General features: G+C 69.3%; 19 protein-coding genes. 1 reads left to right on the top strand and 18 read right to left on the bottom strand.

The window, feature by feature from the left end:
- Positions 1-88 precede the first annotated feature (88 nt).
- Complete coding sequence (locus ACZ63F_RS40355; RefSeq protein ID WP_469718791.1) at positions 89-1,912, top strand: glycosyl hydrolase family 18 protein; 1,824 nt, start codon at positions 89-91, stop codon at positions 1,910-1,912.
- A 62-nt stretch (positions 1,913-1,974) separates the two neighbouring features.
- On the opposite strand, the gene ACZ63F_RS40350 is transcribed toward ACZ63F_RS40355, so the two are convergent.
- The 18 genes from ACZ63F_RS40350 to ACZ63F_RS40265 all read right to left on the bottom strand — a co-directional run bounded on the left by ACZ63F_RS40350 (position 1,975) and on the right by ACZ63F_RS40265 (position 19,067).
- Positions 1,975-2,421, bottom strand: coding sequence for a DUF2550 domain-containing protein (locus tag ACZ63F_RS40350; protein WP_093499053.1), 447 nt, complete (start codon positions 2,419-2,421; stop codon positions 1,975-1,977).
- Between the two features lie 291 nt (positions 2,422-2,712).
- Positions 2,713-3,087: a F0F1 ATP synthase subunit epsilon gene (locus tag ACZ63F_RS40345; protein ID WP_351957774.1), complete on the bottom strand. Its 375-nt coding sequence runs from the start codon at positions 3,085-3,087 to the stop codon at positions 2,713-2,715.
- 134 nt (positions 3,088-3,221) lie between these two features.
- Positions 3,222-4,658: a F0F1 ATP synthase subunit beta gene (gene atpD / locus ACZ63F_RS40340; RefSeq protein ID WP_469718788.1), complete on the bottom strand. Its 1,437-nt coding sequence runs from the start codon at positions 4,656-4,658 to the stop codon at positions 3,222-3,224.
- Positions 4,658-5,578, bottom strand: a complete 921-nt coding sequence (locus ACZ63F_RS40335; RefSeq protein WP_469718786.1) for a F0F1 ATP synthase subunit gamma — start codon at positions 5,576-5,578, stop codon at positions 4,658-4,660. Before ACZ63F_RS40335 ends, atpD begins: the two co-directional genes overlap by 1 nt.
- A gap of 21 nt (positions 5,579-5,599) precedes the next feature.
- On the bottom strand, positions 5,600-7,192 hold the full coding sequence (atpA, locus tag ACZ63F_RS40330) for a F0F1 ATP synthase subunit alpha (protein WP_351957777.1): 1,593 nt from the start codon (positions 7,190-7,192) through the stop codon (positions 5,600-5,602).
- A gap of 134 nt (positions 7,193-7,326) precedes the next feature.
- Positions 7,327-8,142 carry a F0F1 ATP synthase subunit delta gene (locus ACZ63F_RS40325; RefSeq protein WP_469718784.1) on the bottom strand — a complete coding sequence of 272 codons (816 nt, stop codon included), beginning with the start codon at positions 8,140-8,142 and terminating at the stop codon, positions 7,327-7,329.
- Positions 8,139-8,684: a F0F1 ATP synthase subunit B gene (locus ACZ63F_RS40320; protein WP_352090766.1), complete on the bottom strand. Its 546-nt coding sequence runs from the start codon at positions 8,682-8,684 to the stop codon at positions 8,139-8,141. The genes ACZ63F_RS40325 and ACZ63F_RS40320 overlap by 4 nt, the downstream gene beginning before the upstream one ends.
- Before the next feature lie 37 nt (positions 8,685-8,721).
- Positions 8,722-8,973 (bottom strand): ATP synthase F0 subunit C, encoded by a 252-nt coding sequence (gene atpE, locus ACZ63F_RS40315; protein WP_093499060.1) that lies wholly within the window; start codon positions 8,971-8,973, stop codon positions 8,722-8,724.
- 71 nt (positions 8,974-9,044) lie between these two features.
- The gene (atpB, locus tag ACZ63F_RS40310; protein WP_469718782.1) at positions 9,045-9,881 is read right to left on the bottom strand and encodes a F0F1 ATP synthase subunit A; all 837 of its coding nucleotides are present in this window, start codon (positions 9,879-9,881) and stop codon (positions 9,045-9,047) included.
- Between the two features lie 210 nt (positions 9,882-10,091).
- Positions 10,092-10,523 carry a TspO/MBR family protein gene (locus ACZ63F_RS40305; RefSeq protein WP_469718780.1) on the bottom strand — a complete coding sequence of 144 codons (432 nt, stop codon included), beginning with the start codon at positions 10,521-10,523 and terminating at the stop codon, positions 10,092-10,094.
- A 302-nt stretch (positions 10,524-10,825) separates the two neighbouring features.
- On the bottom strand, positions 10,826-12,247 hold the full coding sequence (locus ACZ63F_RS40300) for an MraY family glycosyltransferase (RefSeq protein WP_469718778.1): 1,422 nt from the start codon (positions 12,245-12,247) through the stop codon (positions 10,826-10,828).
- A 150-nt stretch (positions 12,248-12,397) separates the two neighbouring features.
- Positions 12,398-13,642 carry a serine hydroxymethyltransferase gene (locus ACZ63F_RS40295; RefSeq protein WP_469718776.1) on the bottom strand — a complete coding sequence of 415 codons (1,245 nt, stop codon included), beginning with the start codon at positions 13,640-13,642 and terminating at the stop codon, positions 12,398-12,400.
- 273 nt (positions 13,643-13,915) lie between these two features.
- Positions 13,916-14,599 (bottom strand): arsenate reductase/protein-tyrosine-phosphatase family protein, encoded by a 684-nt coding sequence (locus tag ACZ63F_RS40290; RefSeq protein ID WP_093499065.1) that lies wholly within the window; start codon positions 14,597-14,599, stop codon positions 13,916-13,918.
- A complete protein-coding gene (locus tag ACZ63F_RS40285) occupies positions 14,596-15,243 on the bottom strand; it encodes an L-threonylcarbamoyladenylate synthase (RefSeq protein WP_469718775.1) in 648 nt (215 codons plus the stop codon). Before ACZ63F_RS40285 ends, ACZ63F_RS40290 begins: the two co-directional genes overlap by 4 nt.
- Before the next feature lie 61 nt (positions 15,244-15,304).
- Positions 15,305-16,150, bottom strand: a complete 846-nt coding sequence (prmC, locus tag ACZ63F_RS40280; protein ID WP_093499067.1) for a peptide chain release factor N(5)-glutamine methyltransferase — start codon at positions 16,148-16,150, stop codon at positions 15,305-15,307.
- 42 nt (positions 16,151-16,192) lie between these two features.
- Positions 16,193-17,269 (bottom strand): peptide chain release factor 1, encoded by a 1,077-nt coding sequence (gene prfA, locus ACZ63F_RS40275; RefSeq protein ID WP_469718772.1) that lies wholly within the window; start codon positions 17,267-17,269, stop codon positions 16,193-16,195.
- Between the two features lie 112 nt (positions 17,270-17,381).
- Entirely contained in the window at positions 17,382-17,606 is a 225-nt protein-coding gene (rpmE, locus tag ACZ63F_RS40270) for a 50S ribosomal protein L31 (protein ID WP_030049623.1), read from the bottom strand.
- A 324-nt stretch (positions 17,607-17,930) separates the two neighbouring features.
- Positions 17,931-19,067, bottom strand: coding sequence for an LCP family protein (locus ACZ63F_RS40265; RefSeq protein WP_469718770.1), 1,137 nt, complete (start codon positions 19,065-19,067; stop codon positions 17,931-17,933).
- Positions 19,068-19,306: the final 239 nt, after the last annotated feature.

The raw sequence follows: 19,306 nt of genomic DNA, 5'->3' as shown, positions 1-19,306 counted from the left end.
GTGGTCCAGACCTTTCTATTCTCGCGGCACCATGGGCATGAAGGCTCAGTCATGCCCACGTCACCCCCGATCAAGAGGGAGGCGCAGCATGCGCTTCAGACACAGAGTCGCGGCAGGACTCGCGACGCTGGTGCTCCCCCTGGCCGGTCTGGTCGGCATCGCGAGCCCCGCCCAGGCCGCGACGTCCGCCACCGCGACCTATGCCAAGACCTCGGACTGGGGTACCGGCTTCGGCGGCCAGTGGACCGTCAAGAACACCGGTACCACCACCATCAGTTCATGGACCGTCGAGTGGGACTACCCCACCGGAACCTCGGTCACCTCCGCGTGGGACGCGGACGTCACCTCCTCCGGCACCCACTGGACGGCCAAGAACAAGTCCTACAACGGCTCCATCGCCCCCGGCGCCTCCGTCTCCTTCGGCTTCAACGGAGCGGGTTCGGGATCGCCGAGCAACTGTCTGCTCAACGGCGCCAGCTGTGACGGCGGCACCACCGTCCCCGGTGACGCGGCGCCGTCCGCGCCCGGCACCCCGACCGCATCCGGCGTCACCGACACCTCGGTGACGCTGAACTGGTCCGCCGCCACCGACGACAAGGGCGTCAAGAACTACGACGTCCTGCGTGACGGCAAGGTGGTCTCCACGGTGACCACCACCTCGTACACCGACTCGGGCCTCACGGCCGGCACCGACTACTCGTACACGGTCCAGGCCCGTGACACCGCGAACCAGACCGGACCGGTCAGCGGCGCGGTCGCCGTCCACACCACCGGCGGTACGACCACTCCCCCGACCACCGGTTCCAAGGTCAAGCTCGGCTACTTCACCGAGTGGGGCATCTACGGCCGCAACTACCAGGTCAAGAACCTGGTGACGTCCGGGTCCGCCGCGAAGATCACGCACATCAACTACGCCTTCGGCAACGTGACGAACGGCCAGTGCGCGATCGGCGACGCCTACGCGGACTACCAGAAGACGTACACCGCCGACCAGTCGGTCAGCGGCGTCGCCGACACCTGGGACCAGCCGCTCGCCGGCAACTTCAACCAGCTGCGCGAGCTGAAGGCCAAGTACCCGAACCTCAAGATCCTGTGGTCCTTCGGCGGCTGGACCTGGTCCGGCGGCTTCGCCCAGGCGGCGGCCAACCCGACCGCGTTCGCGGACTCCTGCTACAACCTGGTCAAGGACCCGCGCTGGGCCGACGTCTTCGACGGCATCGACATCGACTGGGAGTACCCGAACGCCTGCGGGCTGAGCTGCGACACCAGCGGCTCGGCGGCCTTCAAGAACCTGATGGCCGCGCTGCGCGCCAAGTTCGGCTCCTCCGCCCTGGTCACCGCGGCCACCACGGCCGACGGCTCGGCCGGCGGCAAGATCGACGCCACCGACTACGCGGGCGCCTCCCAGTACGTGAACTGGTACAACGTGATGTCGTACGACTTCTTCGGCGCCTGGGCGACCACCGGCCCGACCGCCCCGCACTCCCCGCTCACCTCGTACGCGGGCATCCCGACCGCCGGCTTCGACACGGCCGACGCGATGGCCAAGTTCAAGGCGCAGGGCGTACCGGCGAGCAAGCTGCTCATCGGCATCGGCTTCTACGGCAGAGGCTGGACCGGCGTCACCCAGGACGCGCCGGGCGGCACGGCCACGGGCGCGGCGGCCGGCACCTACGAACAGGGCATCGAGGACTACAAGGTCCTCAAGACGTCCTGCCCGGTCACCGGCACCATCGCGGGCACGGCGTACGCCCACTGCGGCAGCAACTGGTGGTCCTACGACACCCCGTCGACGATCGCCGGCAAGATGAGCTGGGCCAAGTCCCAGGGCCTCGGCGGCGCCTTCTTCTGGGAGTTCAGCGGCGACACCAGCGACGGCGAGCTGGTGAGCGCCATCAGCAACAACCTGTAAGACTGCCCAGCAACGTTCACCCTCCTCCGGACGTCACTTCGTCTGGGGGAGGGTGAATGTGGCTACGCCACATTCACTCGCTGACCGGGCGGGGCTGCTTCCAGCCACGCGAGGAATCCGGTCAGCGCGTCTTCGCTCATCGCGAGTTCGAGGCGGGTGCCGCGGTGGGTGCAGGCCAGGATGACGGCGTCGGAGAGCAGGGCCAGCTCCTCCTCGCCCTCGGGGAGGCGACGGCCGGCCACCTCGATCCGGTCGCGTTCCAGGACCCTGCGGGGCCGGTAGGCGTAGGAGAAGACGCGGTACCACTCCACGCTGTCGCCGTTGTAGCGGGCGACGCCGTAGCTCCAGCCCTTGCCGCTGGTGTCCGTCTTCTCGGGAACGTCCCAGCGCAGGGAACAGTCGAAGGTGCCGCCGGAGCGCTGGATCAGTCTGCGGCGCAGGCCGAACAGGAAGAGTCCCACCACCACCAGCACGACCACGATTCCGGCCACAGTCAGAGCGAGGACCATCGGCACCGACCTCCCCGTCTCCTAGGTAATGGAACGTAAAAAGACCCAGATCTACCTCAGCCGGGGGGGGGGGGGGGGGGGGGGGGGGGGGAGGGAGGGGGGGGGGGGGGGGGAGGGGGGGGGGGGAGGGGGGGGGGGGGGGGGGGGGGGGGGGGGGGGAGGGGAGGGAAGCACATCCCCCCCCCCCCCCTCCCCCCCCCCCCCCCCCCCCCCCCCCCCCCCCCCCCCCCCACCCGCCCCCCCCCCCCCCCCCCCCGCGGCTGAGTTACGTCAACGCATGAACGCAGTCTGTCAGCGCCCGGTCGCCGCCCGCAGACGGACGTCGGCGCGTCGCTCGGCGGTGGCGTCACCTTCCGCCTTCGCCCGCTCCAGCTCACGCTCCTCGCGCTGGACGTCGATCTCGTCCGACAGCTCGGCGGTCTCGGCCAGCAGCGAGAGCTTGTTGTCCGCGAACGAGATGAAACCGCCGTGCACCGCGGCGACGACCGTTCCACCATCACTCGTACGGATGGTCACCGGGCCCGACTCCAGCACACCGAGCAGCGGCTGGTGACCGGGCATGACGCCGATGTCGCCGGACGTGGTGCGCGCGACGACCAGGGTGGCCTCGCCGGACCAGACCTGGCGGTCCGCGGCGACGAGCTCGACGTGCAGCTCAGCAGCCAAGGGTGGCTCCTCGGGTCACCACCCGGCAGGGGCGCCGGGTGTTGGGGTCAATTCTAGTAGGCGTGCGTGAGGGGGCGGGACGCGCCCGCCCCCTCACACGAAGAACACAAGGAGTTCCGGAGAACTCAGGGTGTTCAGGAGACGCCCAGCTCCTTGGCGTTGGCCTTGAGGTCCTCCAGGCCACCGCACATGAAGAACGCCTGCTCCGGGAAGTGGTCGTACTCGCCGTCGCAGATCGCGTTGAAGGCCGCGATCGACTCGTCCAGCGGGACGTCCGACCCGTCGACGCCGGTGAACTGCTTGGCGACGTGGGTGTTCTGGGACAGGAAGCGCTCCACGCGACGGGCACGGTGGACGACGAGCTTGTCCTCCTCGCCCAGCTCGTCGATACCGAGGATCGCGATGATGTCCTGCAGGTCCTTGTACTTCTGCAGGATCGTCTTCACGCGCATGGCCGCGTTGTAGTGGTCCGCCGCGATGTAGCGGGGGTCCAGGATCCGGGACGTCGAGTCCAGCGGGTCCACGGCCGGGTAGATGCCCTTCTCGGAGATCGGACGGGACAGAACCGTCGTCGCGTCGAGGTGGGCGAAGGTGGTGGCCGGGGCCGGGTCGGTCAGGTCGTCCGCGGGGACGTAGATCGCCTGCATCGAGGTGATCGAGTGACCACGGGTCGAGGTGATGCGCTCCTGGAGGAGACCCATCTCGTCGGCCAGGTTCGGCTGGTAGCCCACCGCGGAGGGCATGCGGCCGAGCAGGGTCGAGACCTCGGAACCGGCCTGCGTGAAGCGGAAGATGTTGTCGATGAAGAACAGCACGTCCTGCTTCTGGACGTCACGGAAGTACTCGGCCATGGTGAGGCCGGCCAGCGCGACGCGCAGACGGGTGCCCGGGGGCTCGTCCATCTGGCCGAAGACAAGGGCGGTCTTGTCGATGACGCCCGAGTCGGTCATCTCCTCGATGAGGTCGTTGCCCTCACGGGTGCGCTCGCCGACACCGGCGAACACGGAGACACCGTCGTGGTTGTTGGCGACACGGTAGATCATCTCCTGGATGAGCACCGTCTTGCCGACGCCGGCGCCGCCGAACAGGCCGATCTTGCCGCCCTTGACGTACGGGGTGAGCAGGTCGATGACCTTGACGCCGGTCTCGAACATCTCGGTCTTCGACTCGAGCTCGTCGAAGTTCGGCGCCTTGCGGTGGATGCCCCAGCGCTCGCCGTCGTACTGCTCGTCGACGTTCAGCACCTCACCGAGGGTGTTGAACACCTTGCCCTTGGTGAAGTCGCCGACCGGCACCGTGATGGAGTCGCCGGTGTCGGTGACCGGGGCCTGGCGGACCAGGCCGTCGGTGGGCTGCATGGAGATGGTGCGGACCAGGCCGTCACCCAGGTGCTGGGCGACCTCCAGGGTCAGCGTCTTCTTCTCGCCGGCGTTGGCCGGGTCGGCCACCTCGACGTGAAGGGCGTTGTAGATGTCCGGCATCGCGTCGACGGGGAACTCCACGTCGACGACCGGGCCGATGACCCGGGCGACGCGGCCCGTAGCCGTCGCGGTCTCAACAGTGGTGGTCATTATCGGTCACTCCCCGCGGTCGCGTCGGCCAGGGCGCTGGCGCCACCGACGATCTCGCTGATTTCCTGGGTGATTTCGGCCTGGCGGGCCGCGTTGGCAAGACGGGAGAGCGTGTTGATCAGCTCGCCCGCGTTGTCGGTGGCCGACTTCATCGCGCGCCGCGTGGCGGCGTGCTTCGAAGCGGCCGACTGGAGCAGCGCGTTGTAGATGCGGCTCTCCACGTACCGCGGCAGCAGGGCGTCGAGGACGTCCTCCGCCGAGGGCTCGAAGTCGTACAGCGGGAGGATCTCGTCGCCCTTGGCGGCGCTCTCCTCCGCGACCTCTTCGAGGCTCAGCGGCAGCAGCCGGTCGCCGAGCGCCGTCTGGGTCATCATCGACACGAACTCGGTGTAGACGATGTGGAGCTCGTCCACACCGCCGTCCTCGGTCGGCGTCTCGATGGCCTCGATCAGCGGCGCCGCGACCTTCTTGGCGTCCGCGTACGACGGCTCGTCGGTGAAGCCCGTGAACGACTCCGCGATCTTGCGCTCACGGAAGTTGTAGTGGGCGACACCACGGCGGCCGACGATGTACGTGTCGACCTGCTTGCCCTCGCGCTCCAGGCGCTCGGTCAGCTGCTCCGCCGCCTTGATGGCGTTGGAGTTGAAGGCACCGGCCAGACCGCGGTCGCTCGTGAGGAGCAGGACCGCGGCACGGACCGGGTTCTCCGCCTCCGTGGTGAGCGGGTGCTTGGTGTTCGACCCGGTACCGACCGCCGTGACCGCGCGGGTGAGCTCGGTCGCGTACGGCGTGGAGGCCGCCACCTTGCGCTGCGCCTTGACGACGCGCGAGGCGGCGATCATCTCCATCGCCTTGGTGATCTTCTTGGTCGCGCTGACGGATCGGATGCGACGCTTGTAGACCCGGAGCTGGGCTCCCATGAGTCAGGTCCCTTCCTTACGTCACTTGGCGGCAGCGGCCGGAGTGTCCTCGCCGAGCAGCTTGCCGTCGCTCGTCTCGAACTGCTTCTTGAACTCCGCGATCGCGTCCGCGACGGCCGTGAGGGTGTCGTCGGACATCTTGCCGCCCTCGCGGATGGAGGCCAGCAGGCCCGACTCCTTGCGGTGCAGGTAGTCGAGGAGCTCGCGCTCGAAGCGGCGGATGTCGGCGACCGGGACGTCGTCCATCTTGCCGGTGGTGCCGGCCCAGACGGAGACGACCTGGTCCTCGGTGGCCATCGGCTGGTACTGGTCCTGCTTGAGCAGCTCGACCATGCGGCTGCCGCGCTCCAGCTGCGACTTCGACGCGGCGTCCAGGTCGGAACCGAAGGCGGCGAACGCCTCCAGCTCACGGAACTGGGCGAGGTCCACGCGGAGGCGGCCGGAGACCTGCTTCATCGCCTTGTGCTGCGCGGAACCGCCGACCCGGGAGACGGAGATACCGACGTTCAGCGCGGGGCGCTGACCGGCGTTGAAGAGGTCCGACTCCAGGAAGCACTGGCCGTCGGTGATGGAGATGACGTTGGTCGGGATGAACGCCGAGACGTCGTTGGCCTTGGTCTCGACGATCGGCAGACCGGTCATCGAGCCGGCACCCATGTCGTCGGAGAGCTTCGCGCAGCGCTCAAGGAGACGGGAGTGCAGGTAGAAGACGTCACCCGGGTAGGCCTCACGGCCCGGCGGGCGGCGCAGCAGCAGCGACACGGCGCGGTAGGCGTCGGCCTGCTTCGACAGGTCGTCGAAGATGATCAGGACGTGCTTGCCGGCGTACATCCAGTGCTGGCCGATGGCCGAACCGGTGTAGGGCGCCAGGTACTTGAAGCCGGCCGGGTCGGACGCCGGGGCGGCGACGATGGTCGTGTACTCCAGCGCGCCGTTCTCCTCGAGCGCGCGGCGGACCGACGCGATGGTGGAGCCCTTCTGGCCGATGGCGACGTAGATGCAGCGGACCTGCTTCTTCGGGTCGCCCGAGCGCCAGTTGTCGCGCTGGTTGATGATGGTGTCGACGGCCAGGGCGGTCTTGCCGGTCTGGCGGTCACCGATGATCAGCTGGCGCTGACCGCGGCCGACGGGGGTCATCGCGTCGACGGCCTTGTAGCCGGTCTCCATCGGCTCGTGCACCGACTTGCGCTGCATGACCGTGGGGGCCTGCAGTTCGAGGGCGCGGCGGCCGTCGGTCTCGATCTCGCCGAGGCCGTCGATCGGGTTGCCGAGCGGGTCGACGACGCGGCCGAGGTAGCCCTCGCCGACCGCGACGGAGAGGACCTCACCGGTGCGGTGCACCGGCTGACCCTCCTCGATGCCGCTGAACTCACCGAGGACGATGGCGCCGATCTCGCGCTCTTCCAGGTTCAGCGCGAGGCCGAGGGTGCCGTCCTCGAACTTCAGCAGTTCGTTGGCCATGGCCGAGGGAAGACCCTCGACCTTCGCGATGCCGTCGCCGGCAAGGGTGACCGTACCGACCTCCTCGCGCGAGGCCGCGTCCGGCTTGTACGACTGGACGAAGTTCTCCAGCGCGTCCCGGATCTCCTCCGGCCGGATCGTGAGCTCCGCCATCTGGGTTCCCTGCTCTCCTTGTTGGGCCCGAAGTTTCACTTGGGGGGTCTGGGGGCGACCCCCAGGGATTCTTCTTGTACGGCCCAACCAGGGCCGTCGTGAGTACGTACTGCTTGTTCTCGACTACCGGGGTGCTAGCTCGCCATGCGGCGGGCCGCGTCCTCCAGCCGGTCCGCGATGGAACCGTTGATGACCTCGTCACCGACCTGCACCCGGATCCCGCCGACGACCGCGGGGTCGACGTCGAGGTTGAGGTGCATCGTGCGGCCGTAGAGCTTCGCGAGGGCGGCGCCCAGGCGCTGCTTCTGCGGCTCGCTCAGCGGAACCGCCGAGGTGACGACGGCGACGACGCGGTTACGGCGCTCCGCGGCCAGCTTCGACAGGGCCTCCAGGCCCGCTTCCAGGCTACGTCCCCGCGGCGCGGTCACAAGGCGCGCGACCAGACGCTCGGTGACCGGCTTGGCGCGGCCGCCGAGCAGCCGGTGCAGCAGCTCGGTCTTCGCGGCGGCGCCGGCCTTGCGGTCGGTGAGCGCGGCGCGCAGTTCGGTGTTGGAGGAGACGATCCGGCCGAACCGGAACAGCTCGTCCTCGGCGTCGTCCAGCGTGCCGGACTTCTCCGCGGCGGTGAGGTCGGCGATGTTCGCCAGCTCCTCCAGCGCGTCCACCAGGTCGCGGGGCTGCGACCAGCGGGACCGGACCAGACCTGACACCAGGTCGGCGGTGGCCTCGGAGACCTGGCCGCCGATCAGGCGCCGGACCAGCTCGGCCTTGGCCTCGCCGGCCTGTGCCGGGTCGGTGAGGACCCGGCGCAGGCTTCCCTCGCGGTCGAGCAGCGCGGTGACGGCCGCCAGCTCGTCGGCGAGCTGCGTCGCGTCCACGGACGTGGAGTCCGTCAGCGCGTCGAGACGCTCACGTGCGGCTGCCAGGGCCTCGCGGCTCGCTCCGTTCATCGCGCGGCCTCGGCCTTCTCCTCGAGCTCGTCGAGGAAGCGGTCGATCACACGGCTCTGCCGGGCGTAGTCCTCGAGGGACTCGCCGACGAGCTTGCCGGCCAGGTCGGTGGCCAGGTGGCCGACGTCCTGACGGAGCGCCTGCGCGGCGGACTTGCGGTCGGCCTCGATCTGCGCGTGACCGGCGGCGACGATCTCCTCACGCTGCCGCTGGCCCTCGGCGCGCATCTCGGCGATGAGCGCGGCGCCCTGCTCCTGAGCCTCCTGGCGCAGGCGCGCGGCCTCGTGCCGGGCCTCGGCCAGCTGCGCCTTGTACTGCTCGAGGACGCTCTGCGCCTCGGTCTGCGCGGCCTCGGCCTTCTCGATACCGCCCTCGATCGCCTCGCGGCGCTGCTCCAGAACCTTGTTGATGTTCGGAAGGAGCTTCTTGGCGAGGAAGCCGAAGACGATGACGAAGGCGATGAGGCCGATGACGAGCTCTGGGATCGGCGGGATGAGGGGGTTTTCGGCCTCCTCAGCCGCGAGCTGAACCAGGGGGCTCATATCAGTGCCTTTCGTCTATTGGTGCGCGACGGTCGGGTCAGGAGGTCGGGTAGACGAACGGCATGACCAGACCGATCAGGGCGAGCGCCTCACAGAAGGCGAAGCCGAGGATCTGGTTGGCGCGGATCAGGCCGGCAGCCTCGGGCTGACGGGCGAGCGCCTGCGTGCCGTTGCCGAAGATGATGCCGATGCCGACGCCCGGGCCGATCGCGGCGAGGCCGTAACCGATCGAGCCGAGGTTGCCCTTGATCTGGGTGGCGGCGAGGGTGGCCTGCGCAAGAGCGGACATGCCGGTTCTTCCTTCTCTTTCAAGGACCGGTGGGGGTTGGCCACCGGATGACTGGGTGGTGGTGGGACGGCTCAGTGGTGCTCGGCGAGCGCGCCCTGGATGTAGCTGCAGGTCAGCAGTACGAAGACGTACGCCTGGACGGCCTGGATGAAGAGCTCGAAGGCGGTCATCACGAGGACCATGACGAACGAGACACCGGAGTAGGCGATGCCGATGCCGTTCAGCATGTACCAGCTGGCGATCGTGAAGAGCAGCAGCAGGGTGTGGCCGGCGAACATGTTCGCGAAGAGTCGTACGGCGTGGGTGAACGGCCGGACGATGAGGTTCGAGAAGAACTCGATCGTCATGGACAGCGGCAGCACCGCGCCGAGCGTCTTGTCGTAGCCGGTGACGTTCTTGAAGAAGCCGACGAAACCCTGGCGCTTGAAGGTGAGCGCGACCCAGGTGATGTAGACGATGCCGGCCAGGGCCGCGGGGTACGAGATGATCGCGGTGACCGGGAACTGGGCGACCGGGATGATCGACCAGAGGTTCATCATCCAGATGAAGAAGAACAGCGAGACGACGAACGGAACGTACTTCTCGCCCTCCTTCTTGCCGATGGTCTCGTAGACCACTCCGCGCCGGACGAAGTCGTAGCCGGTCTCGGCGATCATCTGGAGCTTGCCCGGGATCACCTTCGGCTTGGCGAAGGCGGCCCAGAAGAAGCCCACGATGATGATCGACCCGAGCAGCGCCAGCAGCATCGTCTTGTTGAAGTACAGGTTGCTGTCCGCGTCGCCGAAGATCGGCTTGAACAGGAACGAGTGGAGGCCCGGAGCCGGGAAGCCACACCCGTCGAACAGGTGACAGCTCGTGTCGAAAGCGAGCGTCTGCGTCGGGTCAGCACTCACCGCGGGCTCCTTCATCGTGGCGCATGGGTACGGCAACCTCGTTGTGTCGGCGCGGCGCAGGGCCGCGGTTCGGCACGGGACTGGTGTAACGGATGTGGGGGCGGCTGGGGGGCATCTCGCCTCGCGATTGAGCAGGCGTCAGCTCAGATGCCCGCGCCCGCGATGCCGCAGTTGGCACCGGACGATAGCAGCATCTCTCGTGCGCCTTTATCCCGGCCCTACCTCTCACGACGACTGTCCGGTCTTCTCGGACTTCTCGGACTTCTCGGGTTCGACGTAGAGGATCTTGGCCTTCATGTGGGCACGGGTCTGCGCGGTGATCCACGTGAGCGTGGCGACCACCAGCGCGATGGCGAAGGCCCGGGGATTGAACAGCGTCGTGTTCTTGAACACGGCCATGAAGATGATCAGCAGCAGCAGTTGGGCCGCGTAGAGCATCAGGCCCATCATCTGGAACAGCTGGGGATACGACTTCGCGGTGCGCTGCAGGACGTAGAGGCCGATCCCCATGAAGAGGATCACGATCACCGTCGCGACGAGCGCTCCGATCGCCCCCTTGCCGCCCGCGACCACCCCGCTGACGACGGCGGCGAGCACGCCGACGGCGGCCGTGGGTACGGCGGCCTGGGCCAGGTTCCGGGCGTCATTGGACGGCATGGCGGCAACTCCGCTTTCACAGGGGGGCAGGTGTCGTCATGGACGAGCGTAGTCCCGGTCGGAGGGTCGAAGACCTCACGCTGACGGACCGTCGCAGTCGGGTCCTTCGACTCTGTCCGGGGTTCTCGTGAACCGTATCACAAACTATTTGATGAGGTCTTTACCTCGTAGGTGTGCTCGCTGTCACACATGAGAGTGAACCTGCGCGTCTGAGCGGAAACCGCGCCGTTGTGTCTGGTATTGGGGGGCTTTGGTACCCCACGACTTGGCAATGCTCTAGTCAGATTCTTACCTTGGCAAGGTCAGCGGGAGGTCTCGGAAGCCCGCCGGTCCAGGAAGCGCGAACGGGGGCCGATGGCGCTCGCGCCGTTGACGGGACCCGCGGCCACGCCGTGCACCGAGGGGGCCGCAGAGCCGTTCACCGGGGCCGCCCCGGCCGTCACCGGGGACCGGTGCTCGTCGCTCGGCTTCTGCGGTTCCTCCGGCTCCTCCTGCTCGACGCAGGCGATGACCTGGGCGGTTGCCGCCGCCGGCTCCGCCACCGGCTCGGCCGTCCCACGGCGCCGGTAGCGGGGCGGCACGAAGGCCTGCGCCCAGACCGGCGCCCGCGGCGTGAACCGCGGCAGCAGGAGCAGCACCAGGCCGACCGCGCTGAGGAACGCCACACCGAGCACGATCCACATGGACGCCGAGTTCACCGAGTAGGCCAGCGTGCCGAAGCCGATCAGCGCCGACCAGAAGTACATGATCAGCACGGCCCGGCTGTGCGAGTGGCCGATCTCCAGCAGCCGGTGGTGCAGGTGGCCGCGGTCCGCCGCGAACGGCGACTGGCCGCGCCAGGTGCGCCGCACGATCGCCAGCACCAGGTCGGCGGCCGGCACCGCGATGATGGTCAGCGGCAGCAGCAGCGGGATGTAGACCGGCACCGTCTGGTGCACGGCGTTGCGCTCGGACCCGGCGAACAGGTTCATCACGTCCGGGTCGACCTGACCGGTGATCGAGATCGCGCCCGCGGCCAGCACCAGCCCGATCAGCATCGAACCCGAGTCGCCCATGAAGATCCGCGCCGGATGGATGTTGTGCGGCAGGAAGCCCAGGCACATGCCCATCAGGATCGCCGCGAACAGCGTCGCCGGTGCGGCGGCCTCGATCCCGTACGAGTACCAGATGCGGTAGGCGTACAGGAAGAACGCCGCGGCCGCGATGCACACCATGCCGGAGGCCAGACCGTCCAGGCCGTCGACGAAGTTCACCGCGTTGATCGTGATGACGACCAGCGCCACCGTCAGCAGCGTCCCCTGCCACGGCGTCAGGGCCACGTTGCCGACGCCGGGGACGGGCAGCCACAGGATCGTCAGACCCTGCATGACCATGACGCCCGCGGCGATCATCTGACCGCCCAGCTTGATCAGCGCGTCGATCTCGAACTTGTCGTCGAGCACACCGATCAGCCAGATCAGCGCCGCACCGGAGAGCAGCGCCCGCGGCTCGTTCGACTTGGCGAAGACCTCGTTGAGGTTGGACATGTGGTCGGCTACCAGCAGACCCGCGCACAGCCCGAAGAACATCGCGATCCCGCCGAGCCGCGGAGTGGGCTCCCGGTGCACGTCACGCGCCCGGATCTCCGGCATGGCCCCCGCCACGATCGCGAACTTACGCACCGGCCCTGTCAGCAGGTACGTCACCGCGGCCGTGATGCAGAGCGTCAGCAGGTATTCACGCACAGGCTTCCCCACATGTCTCGCTGGCCATCACAGCCCCACACCCTAGCGAGGGACGCATATGTATGGGGACTTCCGGGTAGCGACGATGGTTGCACGCAAGGCTGTGAGCCGGGCTCACAGCGGGGTGTACGACGCTGCGCCTACCCCGTCTCACCCGGGATACGGCGGAAATCTACCGGTGAGCTCACTCACCTCGGCACGCGCCCTCCCCGCGTCCGTGACACCGCTCACCACGCCCGCCAGCAGCGCCGCGATCCGGGTCATCTCCGCCTCCCCCATGCCCTGCGTGGTGACGGCGGCCGTGCCCAGCCGCAGCCCCCGCGCGTCGCCGTGCGGAAGGGCACAGCAGTCCAGCACGATCCCGGCGGCCGCGAGCCGCCCGCGGGCGGCCTTCCCCTCCACACCGAGAGGCGCGGTGTCGACGGTGATCAGATGCGTGTCGGTGCCCCCGGTCGTGACGGTCAGTCCCGCCTGCGCCAGCCCGGCCGCGAGCACCCTCGCGTTGGCGACCACCTGATGGGCGTACGCGGTGAACGCCGGTGTTGCCGCCTCGCCGAACGCGACCGCCTTCGCGGCGACGGCGTTCATCTGCGCGCCGCCCTGCGTGAACGGGAACACCGCCCGGTCGAGCCGCTCGGCCAGCTCGGGCGCACCGCACAGCAGCATCCCGCCGCGCGGCCCGCGCAGCACCTTGTGCGTGGTCGCGCACACGACGTCGGCGTACGGCACCGGGTTCGGTGCGGCTCCGCCGGCGACGAGCCCGATGGGATGGGCGGCGTCGGCGATCAGATAGGCGCCCACCTCGTCGGCGACCTCACGGAAGAAGGCGTAGTCGATGTGCCGGGGGTAGGCGATGGACCCGCACACGATCGCCTTGGGCCGGTGGCTGCGGGCCAGCGTCCGCACCTGGTCGTGGTCGATGAGCCCGCTCTCGGCGTCCACGCCGTACCCGACGAAGTCGAACCAGCGGCCGGAGAAGTTGGCCGGGGAGCCGTGGGTGAGGTGGCCGCCGTAGGGCAGCCCGAGAGCCAGCACGCAGTCGCCGGGCCGCAGCAGGGCCGCGTACGCGGCCAGCATGGCGGACGAACCCGAGTGGGACTGCACGTTGGCGTACGCGGCGCCGAACAGCGCCTTGGCCCGGTCGACGGCGAGCCGCTCGGCGACGTCGACCATCTCGCAGCCGCCGTGGTAGCGGGTGCCCGGATATCCCTCGGCGTACTTGTTGGCGAGCGGCGAGCCGAGCGCGGCCAGCACGGCCGGCGAGCTGAAGTTCTCGGCGGCGATCAGCTGCAACGACGTCGACTGCCGGGCGAGCTCCCCCAGCAGGATCTCGGCCAGCTCAGGATCCTGCCGTCGCAGGAGATCGCCCTCGAGGAGGGCAGGGGTGACCGACATGACGTGCTCCGGGCGGTCGACGGTGACGTATGTCCAATGTAGGCGTGGTACGGGGTGGTCGCGCGGTTTGTGCGTACGACCGGGGGGCCTGCCCGCCTCGCCGCCGCAGGGGTGCTCACGGCCGGTCACGCGGCCCGCGGGTGCACGGGGCCTGCCGGCCCGCCTCGCCGCCGCAGGGGTGCTCACGGCGGGTCACGCGGCCCGCGGGTGCGTGGGGGTTGCCCGCGCAGTTCCCCGCGCCCCTTACGGGGCGCTGCACCCCACACGTCCTGCTTACATCCGCGCCGGCACTCCGGTCAGCGCCGTCACCACCGGGTCCAGGGCCTCGTGTATCTCGTCGCCGATGGACTGGAAGAACGGGAGGGGGGCGCCGTAGGGGTCGTAGACCTCGTCCGCCTCGGCCGTCGGGGCCAGGAGCCAGCCGCGGAGGGCCGCCGCGGCGCGGACCAGTGCGCGGGCCCTGACGACCACGCCTTCCGACGTCGGCGGCAGGGTCGCCGGGTCTATCGCGCGGACCAGCCGGGTGAACTCCTTCAGCGTGAAGGTGCGCAGGCCCGCCGAGTGGCCCATGGAGATGACCTGGGCGCGGTGGTCACGGGTGGCCGTGAGGACCAGGTCCGCGCGGATCACGTGCTCGTCGAGCAGTTCGCGGCCCACGAAACCGGAGGCGTCCGCGCCGAAGTCGGCGAGGACGGCCTCCGCGTTCGCCTCCATGGGCGCGCCCTCGTGGCCCCAGGTACCCGCGCTCTCCACGACCAGCCCGCCGCCGAGGAAGGCGCCGAGCCGGTCCGTCACGAGATGGCGGGTCAGCCGCTCGGTGATCGGCGAGCGGCACACATTGCCGGTGCTGACGTGGAGGATGCGGAAGCTGTCGCGCGGCAGCCCCACGAACGTCGTCGTGATCTCCGCCGCGCTCTCCCCGTTGCCTATGCCACGCCCCGCGTCAGGGGCTGTCAATTCGCCACCTCGAGGTCGGGTACGACCTTCCGCAGCTCCTCCGCCGAGATCGCGCCCGCGCGCAGCAGCAACGGAACTTCGCGGGTGACGTCGACGATCGACGAGGGGACGTTGGCGGGGGTCGGGCCGCCGTCGAGGTACACGGAGACGGAGTCGCCGAGCATCTCCTGGGCGGCGTCACAGGTCTCCGGGGCCGGGTGGCCGGTGAGGTTGGCGGAGGAGACGGCCATCGGGCCGACCTCGGTCAGGAGCTCGATGGCGACCGGGTGCAGGGGCATGCGGACGGCGACCGTGCCACGGGTGTCGCCCAGGTCCCACTGGAGGGACGGCTGGTGCTTGGCGACGAGCGTGAGGGCGCCCGGCCAGAACGCGTCGACCAGCTCCCAGGCCAGCTCGGAGAAGTCGGTGACGAGACCGTGGAGCGTGTTCGGGGACCCGATCAGCACGGGGGTGGGCATGTTGCGGCCCCGGCCCTTGGCGTCGAGGAGGTCGGCGACCGCCTCCGAGGTGAACGCGTCGGCGCCGATGCCGTACACCGTGTCGGTCGGCAGCACCACCAGTTCGCCCCGGCGGACGGCGGACGCGGCCTCGCGCAGACCCGTCACGCGGTCGGTCGCGTCGTTGGTGTCGTATCGCCGTGCCATGTCTAGCGGGCCTCCTCGTACACGTACATCTGGACGTCGGAAAACACTGCCTGCGGGGTGGTCATGGCAGCGCCTTGCGGGCGGTCGCGAAGCGGGGACGCCTGTTGAGGTCCGGGTGGTCGGCCGCGTCTGCCCAGCCCCGCTCCTCGGTGAAGATCCACGGCACCTGCCCGCCCTGGGTGTCGGCGTGCTCGATGACGACGACACCGCCGGGGCGCAGCAGCCGGTGCGCGGTGCGTTCGATGCCCCGGATCAGGTCGAGGCCGTCCTCACCGGAGAACAGGGCCAGCTCCGGGTCGTAGTCGCGGGCCTCGGGGGCGACGTACTCCCACTCGGTGAGCGGAATGTACGGGGGGTTCGAGATGACCAGGTCCACGTGGCCGTCGAGGTCGTGGAAGGCGTCCAGGGCGTCTCCCTGGCGCAGGTCGACCCGGGAGCCCGCCATGTTCTTGCGGGTCCACTGGAGCGCCTCCTCGGACAGCTCCACGGCGTGCACGCGGGAACGGGGCACCTCCTGGGCGAGGGCGAGCGCGATGGCGCCGGAACCGGTGCACAGGTCGACGATGCGGGGCTCGACCACGTCCATGGCGCGCACGGCGTCTATGGCCCAGCCGACGACGGACTCGGTCTCCGGACGCGGCACGAACACGCCGGGACCCACCTGGAGTTCGAGGTACCGGAAGTACGCCCGCCCGGTGATGTGCTGGAGCGGCTCGCGCTGCTCCCGGCGGGCGATGACCTCCCAGTAGCGGGCGTCGAAGTCGGAGTCCTTGACGGAGTGCAGCGCGCCCCGCTTCACGCCGTGCACGAACGCGGCGAGCTCCTCCGCGTCGTTGCGCGGCGAGGGCACGCCGGCGTCGGCCAGCCGCTGGGTGGCCTGGGCCACCTCCGCGAGCAGCAGGTTCACGCTGGTCCTCCGTGTCGTACTGGGTCGTCGTGCGTACGTGCCTTACGCGGCCGCGAGCTTGGCCGCCGAGTCCGCGTCGACGCAGGCCTGGATCACCGCGTCGAGGTCGCCGTCCAGGACCTGGTCCAGGTTGTACGCCTTGAAGCCCACGCGGTGGTCCGAGATGCGGTTCTCCGGGAAGTTGTACGTGCGGATCTTCTCGGAGCGGTCGACGGTGCGGACCTGGCTGCGGCGGGCGTCGGCGGCCTCCTTCTCCGCCTCCTCCTGCGCCGCGGCGAGCAGCCTGGAGCGCAGGATACGCAAGGCCTGCTCCTTGTTCTGCAGCTGGCTCTTCTCGTTCTGGCAGGAGGCGACGACTCCGGTGGGGATGTGCGTGATGCGCACGGCGGAGTCGGTGGTGTTGACGGACTGTCCACCGGGCCCGGAGGACCGGTAGACGTCGATCCGGAGGTCGTTCGGGTTGATCTCGACGTCGACCTCCTCCGCCTCCGGCGTGACGAGCACACCGGCGGCCGAGGTGTGGATGCGTCCCTGCGACTCGGTGGCCGGCACGCGCTGCACGCGGTGCACACCGCCCTCGTACTTCAGCCGTGCCCACACGCCCTGGCCGGGCTCGGTCGCGCCGTTGCCGCCCTTGGTCTTCACGGCGACCTGGACGTCCTTGTAGCCGCCGAGTTCGGACTCGGTGGAGTCGATGATCTCGGTCTTCCAGCCGACGCGCTCGGCGTACCGCAGGTACATCCGCAGCAGGTCACCGGCGAAGAGAGCGGACTCGTCGCCGCCCGCGCCGGCCTTGATCTCCAGGATGACGTCCTTGTCGTCGGACGGGTCCCGGGGCACGAGCAGCAGGCGCAGCTTCTCGGTGAGCTCGTCGCGCTGCTTGTCCAGTTCCTTGACCTCGGCGGCGAAGTCGGGGTCGTCGGCGGCCAGTTCACGCGCGGTCTCGATGTCGTCGCCGGTCTGCTTCCAGGAGCGGAACGTGGCGACGATCGGGGTGAGTTCGGCGTAGCGCTTGTTCAGCCTGCGCGCGTTGGCCTGGTCGGCGTGGACCGACGGGTCGGCGAGCTTCTTCTCCAGGTCTGCGTGCTCGACGACGAGTTCCTCGACGGCCTCGAACATTTTTGGCTCCTGATACTGCTACGGCGTGGGGAAGGGAAGGCGGGCGACCAAAAACGCCGGTCCCGGGCACGCCCTGGCAGGGCGTGGCCGTGGACCGGCGAAATGGGGCTCGCTACTTCTTGGAGCCGGCGGCAGCCTTGCCGAAGCGGGCCTCGAAGCGGGCCACGCGGCCACCGGTGTCGAGGATCTTCTGCTTGCCCGTGTAGAACGGGTGGCACTCGGAGCAGACCTCGGCGCGGATGGTGCCGCTCGTGATCGTGCTGCGGGTGGTGAACGACGCGCCACAGGTGCAGCTGACCTGCGTCTCGACGTACTCGGGGTGGATCTCGCGCTTCAAGGTGTCTCCTAGGTATCGGGAGGGCACCGGGTCGCTGCCGCGGGCTTGCGGGGCGTGAACCGGGGCCGACGTACCAGTCTGCCAGGGCTGGCCGTATCTCCCAAAACCGGGGGGCTTTGATCTTTATTCCGCGGAGGGCGGGAGGCCGCGCCTACGGGTGTCGCGGTTACGCCGTGGGCGGGTGCGGGTCCGTCGTGGCCGGTCGCGCAGTTCCCCGCGCCCCTTTCAGGGGCGTCATCCTGAGCGCCCCTTCAGGGGCGCGGGGCTGTAATCGATGTGCGGCTCTGCCGCGTGGGCGCGACAAGCCCCCACCGGCCCGCACCCTCACGACGACGTCACGACCCCCTTGGCCTGCCCCGTCGCCGTGCCCTTCGTGGCGGACGCCGGAATTGGCCTGTCGTTCTTCAGAGCCGTCCACACCAGCTTCGCCTTCGCCTCGGCCACGATCACCCGGTTCGGGTTCGAGGGGTCGTACCGCACCGGCATGGTGACCATGCGCATGTTCTTGGAGCTGATGGACTTCAGGCCGTCCGAGAAGTCGATCAGGGAGTTCACCGAGCCGAGGTCGGAGTCGGTGGTGACCGCCTTCGTCGCGGTGTCCGCCAGGTCGTACAGCTTCTTGGGGCTGGTGAAGACGCCCACCTGCTTGACCTGGTCGATGAGGGCCTTGACGAACGCCTGCTGGAGCTGGATGCGGCCCAGGTCGGAGCCGTCGCCGACGCCGTGCCGGGTGCGGACGAGGCCCAGGGCCTGCCTGCCGTCGAGCGTGTGGGTGCCGGCCTTGAGGTCGAGGTGGCTCTCCCGGTCGTCGATCGCCTTCGTCGTGGTGACCTGGACACCACCGAGGTCGTCGATGAGCTTCTGGAAGCCGGAGAAGTCGACCTCCAGGTAGTGGTCCATCCGGATGCCGGTCATCGCCTCGACGGTCTTGACCGCGCAGGCCGCGCCGCCCGTGGAGTACGCGGAGTTGAACATGACGCCGGTCGCGGCGGAGTGGCTGGTGCCCTGCGCGTCGGTGCAGGCGGGGCGGTCGATCAGGGTGTCCCGTGGGACGGAGACCACGGCGGCCTTCTGGTGGCCCTTGTAGACGTGGACGATCATCGCCGTGTCGGAGCGGGCGCTGCCGTCGTCCGCGCCGCCGCCGAGCTTCCTGTTGGCGCCGGAACGCGTGTCCGAGCCCAGGACCAGGATGTTCTCGGAACCGTTGTCGACCTTGGCGGGCCGGTCGGAGCCGAGCATCTGGTTGATGTCGACGGTCTTGAGGTTGCCGTTGAGCTTGAAGTACAGGTAGCCGACGCCTGCGCCGCCGAGGACGAGGACGCCGGCCGCCGTCCAGGCCGTGACGCGCAGCGCCCTGCGGCCGGTACCGGGCGGCTTGCGACGGCGGCCCTTGCCACGGCGGTCCGTGGCGGTCGTACCGGACTCGGGTATGTGCGGCCCTGACGTGCTCTCGGCGGACATGGGCTCCTCTGTTCTCGTACGACTGGTCGGTTACCCCCTGCTTTCAGGGTCAGGCCCGGCGTACCAGGATCATCGGCGCGTACCGGACCATCGTCGCTCCGCCTGGTCAGACGGCGAAACTCGGGAAAGGGTTGCACGACGCAGTGTGCCCACCGCGTAGCGCGGTGGGCACACCAGGTCCCCGGGCAAAAAAGGGGGAAACCCACTCACCCAGGATTTTCGCCACAGAGGTCGTACTG

It is taken from the genome of Streptomyces sp. NPDC104761, from assembly GCF_055583445.1.
This window is presented reverse-complemented; position numbering and strand designations above follow the sequence as displayed.

What these genes read in the sequence shown, in the direction of transcription:
- ACZ63F_RS40355 (WP_469718791.1), top strand. Translation starts at nt 89, where the DNA reads ATGCGCTTCAGACACAGAGTCGCGGCAGGACTCGCGACGCTGGTGCTC.
- ACZ63F_RS40350 (WP_093499053.1), bottom strand. Translation starts at nt 2,421, where the DNA reads ATGGTCCTCGCTCTGACTGTGGCCGGAATCGTGGTCGTGCTGGTGGTG.
- atpD (WP_469718788.1), bottom strand. Translation starts at nt 4,658, where the DNA reads ATGACCACCACTGTTGAGACCGCGACGGCTACGGGCCGCGTCGCCCGG.
- ACZ63F_RS40335 (WP_469718786.1), bottom strand. Translation starts at nt 5,578, where the DNA reads ATGGGAGCCCAGCTCCGGGTCTACAAGCGTCGCATCCGATCCGTCAGC.
- atpA (WP_351957777.1), bottom strand. Translation starts at nt 7,192, where the DNA reads ATGGCGGAGCTCACGATCCGGCCGGAGGAGATCCGGGACGCGCTGGAG.
- ACZ63F_RS40325 (WP_469718784.1), bottom strand. Translation starts at nt 8,142, where the DNA reads ATGAACGGAGCGAGCCGCGAGGCCCTGGCAGCCGCACGTGAGCGTCTC.
- ACZ63F_RS40320 (WP_352090766.1), bottom strand. Translation starts at nt 8,684, where the DNA reads ATGAGCCCCCTGGTTCAGCTCGCGGCTGAGGAGGCCGAAAACCCCCTC.
- atpE (WP_093499060.1), bottom strand. Translation starts at nt 8,973, where the DNA reads ATGTCCGCTCTTGCGCAGGCCACCCTCGCCGCCACCCAGATCAAGGGC.
- atpB (WP_469718782.1), bottom strand. Translation starts at nt 9,881, where the DNA reads ATGAAGGAGCCCGCGGTGAGTGCTGACCCGACGCAGACGCTCGCTTTC.
- ACZ63F_RS40305 (WP_469718780.1), bottom strand. Translation starts at nt 10,523, where the DNA reads ATGCCGTCCAATGACGCCCGGAACCTGGCCCAGGCCGCCGTACCCACG.
- ACZ63F_RS40295 (WP_469718776.1), bottom strand. Translation starts at nt 13,642, where the DNA reads ATGTCGGTCACCCCTGCCCTCCTCGAGGGCGATCTCCTGCGACGGCAG.
- ACZ63F_RS40285 (WP_469718775.1), bottom strand. Translation starts at nt 15,243, where the DNA reads ATGGCACGGCGATACGACACCAACGACGCGACCGACCGCGTGACGGGT.
- prfA (WP_469718772.1), bottom strand. Translation starts at nt 17,269, where the DNA reads ATGTTCGAGGCCGTCGAGGAACTCGTCGTCGAGCACGCAGACCTGGAG.
- ACZ63F_RS40265 (WP_469718770.1), bottom strand. Translation starts at nt 19,067, where the DNA reads ATGTCCGCCGAGAGCACGTCAGGGCCGCACATACCCGAGTCCGGTACG.